This is a genomic window from Enterobacter cloacae complex sp. 6730903, from assembly GCF_048283985.1.
GTDB lineage: Bacteria > Pseudomonadota > Gammaproteobacteria > Enterobacterales > Enterobacteriaceae > Enterobacter > Enterobacter hormaechei_C.
Genome location: NZ_JBLVXX010000143.1, coordinates 1 through 829, shown reverse-complemented (window position 1 = coordinate 829; position 829 = coordinate 1). Strand labels below are relative to the sequence as shown.

The following is an 829-nucleotide window of genomic DNA, read 5'->3' as shown; positions in this document are numbered from 1 at the left end:
GCTTACCACAATCATTTTATCGACGTATGCAGCGCTTCTTTGCAGGTCAGTATTTTGATTATCGTCAAATTTCTCAGTTGATTTTCAATATGTTTTCATTCGACCAAGTGCAACTGACTTTAGATAGAACCAATTGGAAATGGGGAAAACGAAATATTAATATCCTGATGCTCGCAATCGTTTATCGTGGAATAGCGATACCTATCCTTTGGACATTGCTTAATAAACGTGGAAATTCAGATACGAAAGAGCGCATTGCTTTGATTCAACGCTTTATAGCCATTTTTGGTAAAGACCGTATTGTGAATGTGTTCGCAGACAGAGAGTTTATCGGTGAGCAGTGGTTTACATGGTTAATTGAACAAGACATCAACTTCTGCATTCGTGTTAAAAAAACTTCATTGTCACCAATCATTTAGGAAAGAATCATAAAATTAGTGATTTATTTCGCCATCTTAAAGTTGGTCAAATTGAATGTCGTAAACGACGGATTTTGGTTGGTCGGGTGAAACTATATATAAGTGCACTACAGTTAGAAAATGGAGAGCTTTTACTCGTCGTTTCTCCTCAGTTTAATGCCAATGCTATTCAGGATTATGCATTACGCTGGGAAATTGAAACCTTATTCAGTTGTCTCAAAGGACGCGGGTTTAATCTTGAAAATACGCGCTTGACAGACCCTAGACGAGTGAAAAAATTGATTGCGGTGTTAGCTATAAGCTTCTGTTGGTGTTACTTAACGGGTGAATGGCAACATGATCAAAAAAAAGCGATAAAAATAAAGAAGCATGGACGACTCTCAATGAGTTTATTTCGCTATGGTTTAGAC

Annotated in this window: 1 pseudogene; it reads left to right on the top strand. The window is 37.3% G+C overall.

What is annotated here, in order from left to right:
• Positions 1-829: pseudogene (locus tag ACNQ0W_RS25235) on the top strand (IS4-like element ISAba1 family transposase); the annotation flags it as partial.